At 47.6% G+C, this 4030-nt stretch carries 9 protein-coding genes; all 9 read left to right on the forward strand.

What is annotated here, in order from left to right; genetic code table 11:
- Positions 1-232, forward strand: a 232-nt coding sequence (locus WC052_05810; GenBank protein ID MFA7287150.1) for a hypothetical protein, incomplete at its 5' end; no start/stop codon positions are given.
- Positions 233-234: 2 nt separating this feature from the next.
- Entirely contained in the window at positions 235-627 is a 393-nt protein-coding gene (locus WC052_05815) for a hypothetical protein (GenBank protein MFA7287151.1), read from the forward strand.
- Between the two features lie 223 nt (positions 628-850).
- Positions 851-1345 carry a hypothetical protein gene (locus WC052_05820; GenBank protein MFA7287152.1) on the forward strand — a complete coding sequence of 165 codons (495 nt, stop codon included), beginning with the start codon at positions 851-853 and terminating at the stop codon, positions 1343-1345.
- 51 nt (positions 1346-1396) lie between these two features.
- The gene (locus tag WC052_05825; GenBank protein MFA7287153.1) at positions 1397-1624 is read left to right on the forward strand and encodes a hypothetical protein; all 228 of its coding nucleotides are present in this window, start codon (positions 1397-1399) and stop codon (positions 1622-1624) included.
- Positions 1621-2064 carry a hypothetical protein gene (locus tag WC052_05830; GenBank protein MFA7287154.1) on the forward strand — a complete coding sequence of 148 codons (444 nt, stop codon included), beginning with the start codon at positions 1621-1623 and terminating at the stop codon, positions 2062-2064. Before WC052_05825 ends, WC052_05830 begins: the two co-directional genes overlap by 4 nt.
- A 17-nt stretch (positions 2065-2081) precedes the next feature.
- Positions 2082-2717, forward strand: a complete 636-nt coding sequence (locus WC052_05835) for a hypothetical protein (GenBank protein ID MFA7287155.1) — start codon at positions 2082-2084, stop codon at positions 2715-2717.
- The gene (locus WC052_05840; GenBank protein MFA7287156.1) at positions 2707-2910 is read left to right on the forward strand and encodes a hypothetical protein; all 204 of its coding nucleotides are present in this window, start codon (positions 2707-2709) and stop codon (positions 2908-2910) included. The genes WC052_05835 and WC052_05840 overlap by 11 nt, the downstream gene beginning before the upstream one ends.
- Complete coding sequence (locus WC052_05845; protein MFA7287157.1) at positions 2907-3767, forward strand: hypothetical protein; 861 nt, start codon at positions 2907-2909, stop codon at positions 3765-3767. Before WC052_05840 ends, WC052_05845 begins: the two co-directional genes overlap by 4 nt.
- The coding region (locus WC052_05850; protein MFA7287158.1) for a hypothetical protein at positions 3764-4030 on the forward strand (267 nt) is incomplete at its 3' end. The genes WC052_05845 and WC052_05850, both read left to right, overlap by 4 nt.

Below are 4030 nucleotides of genomic sequence, written 5' to 3' on the forward strand. Positions count from 1 at the left end.
AATCAAACACAAGTGGGCGGATAGTGTTCTGCACCGCACGGCAACCTACCAAGATCGTCAAGTAGAGATTGCGCATATCCCATACAACATTCGCCGCGACCTGAATCTACCCGGTAGCGAAAGCGATTATTTTTACAGCCTGTTCCCTTTTGTCTACGTAGTTGAGAACGGCGAGAAAACGCCGGTAGACGTAAGTGAGCTGACCTTCGGCCTGTACATCGACGGTAACTAATCATGAAAGGCAACATTAGCATTAGCCGCAGAAATGACGGCAACGTATCAATGACCATCATTGACAGCGCCAGCGGACGCACAGCTTTTTCTGCAACGTTTTCGCCTACAACATTGGGTGAAGCGTTGACTGGTGCGGCCCGCCAAGATATCGACTTTGAATTAGAAAACAAAGACATCATAGGTAAGCAGCGCGAAACCAAACACGTGTGGGTAAAAGACCGTGGCAAGAAAGGGCCTTTGCTTAAAAAGAAAGATGTTGAGGAAGGTTGGGCGCCGCTCGGTGGTCATTACGGCAATCACCATTACACCAAAGAAAAAGACGGCGTACACGGTTGGGAAATTTCGCTGGTACGCTACGTAGAAATCCCTGATGTTTTTGAAATGGAAGAGTGATGGAATTTTTCCTGCTGATGTCCCGTCGAAGTTACAGTGATTCAGTATCCGACTATTTCAGGTTGGTTGAATCTGGTGGCTTCGACGCAAACGTAAAAATGACACGCCTTCGCCATGATGCGACGGTATACCAGTCCAGCGATCTTGCACATGTCGCAGCCGAGGGTTTGCGATCATTGGGCTACGATTTTAAACCTGTACCTTACAACGAGATTTTCGACTAATGAGAACGCCAGCAGAAGCACCAGTAAAGAAATCGAAACTTTGCTACGAAGATCAACAAGCCGTTGCGTACGCATTGTACGACGCTGGGTTTCCGCCTGAGTGGAGCAGCAACATTGCAGAAATGCTGACCGCTGGGTACACCTGCAACGAATACGGTTCGTTTGTTTATCCACTTTCCCTTTACGATGACGGCACCGTTGTTGAATGGGCAAAGGTGAAAGCTGCGAACAAACAAATCGAACGTGAAAACGACGCACCGAATTTCTACGAAGCCGACTTGGAAAACATGGCGTTCGGCGATTACGTGCGTTTCAACAGTACGGTTTTCGAAGCAGTTGCCGTACCGAAAAACAGCCGTGAAAACAACATCGGCTTTATTTCGCTGGATCAGCAATTCTGCATATCGTCACCAACCTACTCTTCGTGCAGTCTGGAAATGTGGAAGACTGTACAGGAATTCAAAAACGCTATCGTCAAAGATTTGCGAGGCTAGGTTTCCATAACCTTTTCTCGTTTGTAGATGGCAAATATGAAGAATAAATAAATGAACGTAAAAGAAGAGCTGAAAAAACGTGGCATCGTAATGACGGAATTGGAAACGTACCGTTGGGGTGATGGGCCATCCGGTTGGTCAAAAGAAGAGGGCTACAGCCTCGCTCTTTCTGAATGTACGCAACAAGTGATTCGTCCGCTGCTGGAACAAATCAAAGCGTTGGAAACGGGCCTTAACCGATTGGCAGATGCTGCACGCGTTGCAGGGGAAAGACTATGACTGTTTACGCCGCTGCATTTTCCACGAAAGAATTGTCATACGATGATTTCTTTTTCGTTATGGCTCATTACCCTGACAGCGGCATCAAAAGTTTCAGTGGTTCAATTGATTTCATCCGTCTGCGCAGTGCAGAAAACACGTTTGCTTACGTGTTCCGTGGGATGGACGTTAACTACGATTTGAAAAACTTGCCAATTGTTTTACTGCTTGCACATGACATGGAAGATCGGGAAGCCGATGCAAACGTGCACCTGATGAACAAGCACGAAGAAGCGATTTCGATTTTCATCACCACGCTCGCCGTACTGGCTGAGCCAAACGATCTGGAAACATACACGACCAGAAACGGTAATGGGGTTTCGGTGCTGAAAGATATCAACGTCAAAAACGTTTCTGACCTTTTCACTAACAGTGCTAGATCCGAAATACATTCGGTCTGAAAGAACTGGAGAAATTTATGAGCATTGGTTCCGTATATTATTTCGATTACAAGCTTACTTCAGCTATGGCCGAAATGGTGGAAGCATGGGAAAACTCACTCGAAACAAATCACGATGATTTCGTTGTTGTGGACAACGAAGAAGGTGACTACGGAATCATTCGCTATATGGATACGAACGGTGTTGAAATGCTGACCAAAGTGGTACAGGGCGGCGACATCGAAAATACGTATTTCACCGCTGCTGGTGTGGTCGCCATGCGCAAAATGATGCAGGACAATTTCAACGATATGTTGGAAGCGGCATTGACTGCGGGACTGCCGACCGAGGGCGATTTGAAAGCACACGTTCAACCAGAAATCAGCGTCATTGATTTGAACAGGCGTGAACTACCTGAAAAGTTTGGCCGCTTCGATTTGGTTTTGTTCGACGACAACTATTTCACGCCGTTCCATGATCCTGAAATCCCCGGCCATTATCTGCTTTGGTGTGATCCAGAACACGAATACATGCGCGCAGGTACAGACTTGTATGCGACCATTGAAACGTGGAATGCTTGCTTGCGTGCGGGCATCGTGACTGCCGGTGTGCACAAGAAAGGTTTGTACGATTTGATCCAATGTTTCCACGGTGGTAAGCAGAATGAGCATTGAATTCACGCAGCAATTTTTAGTGTTGGTCAGCTTCTTTGTGCTGCTCGTTCTGCATGGTGGAATTGCAGCCGTGTGTCGTTTATACAAAGATCGTTACAGTCAGATTGGCAGTGCCGGTTTCGTGCATGCTATCGTAACACTGATTTACACGGCCTTTTATCCTGTATGGTTTCCACAAGGAATTACACCATGAAGTATTTAGTATTTCGTATTCTGACTGGCGGCGATATGTACGTACATTCGCACGTGAGTTTTCATGACCACCTGTGCCACATCGACGTTGCCGAAGCCAACAAACCCATGGTGGCTAACGCGTTCAGCGCCCCGCACAGTTGCGTAGAAGTAATCGGCGCCGGTTTCATCGAATTCGACGCGATTGGTGCACCAGTTTGCTACGGTTATTCCGACAGCCTGAACATTCACAGCCGGGGCAAACTGGATAGCGAAATCATTCGTGCGAGTATGCTGCAACTGAGTGAATACAACCCGAACAGACTGGATGAAGTGTTTGGGCAGTTCGACCAATGCCGCCGCGCCAACGAAGACATTTTGGAATCGCTGAAAGACAAAGAATTCGTTCTTACCAAACGTGCTGGTGTACTGGTGCCAAGCAACAGCATTGAAATGGACATGTACGCTAACTGCATCAAGCCTTTCAACGTCGTGAAATTCCGCAACATCGTTGCAGTGAACGGCCAGACATATTTTGTTTTCGACGTGAACGGTGAAGACTACCTGTTCAAGTTCGGTGTGCTTTCTACGCTGATCAAACATGACCAGATGACCGCCGTTCTGGTACGCGATGACGATCCGTACGCGCCAGATAAATTCCTCGGCATCACGTTTACGTGCAACGTTCCAGACTACGACATTCCGAAAGGTGCGTTCTGCTCCTTGAAAGAAATCGTGTTCGAAGAATTCCACGATCCTGACCTTGTTAGTGTCGCGTTGGGCACAGTGAAATTAACTGTAAACAACGAAGAGCGCACAATCGAAATGAAGCTGATCGACTTGTGCCACATGATCCACACAGGACAGGAAGAAGAATGAACGTAATTGCAATTTTCACCAACCCGCGTGCGCTCGCTTACATCGCTACCGACTTCGCCAACAAGGCCAGCGGCAAAGCGATTGTGACGCAAGAAAAAATCACACAGCTTTCGCAAATTCTGGCGAACCACACCTACCGCATCAAGGGTGTGTTTGTGTTGAAGCTTCAGTGTGAAAGTGTGCCTGCTTCCATCAAGACCAGCGCCGTCGCAATCTATCGTGACGAACTGCCTGAACTGGTAGCAATCGAAGAGCCGAACGCG

Source organism: Patescibacteria group bacterium, assembly GCA_041675205.1.
In the GTDB taxonomy this organism is placed as follows: Bacteria; Patescibacteriota; Patescibacteriia; order GWA2-46-9; family GWA2-46-9; genus JBAYUF01.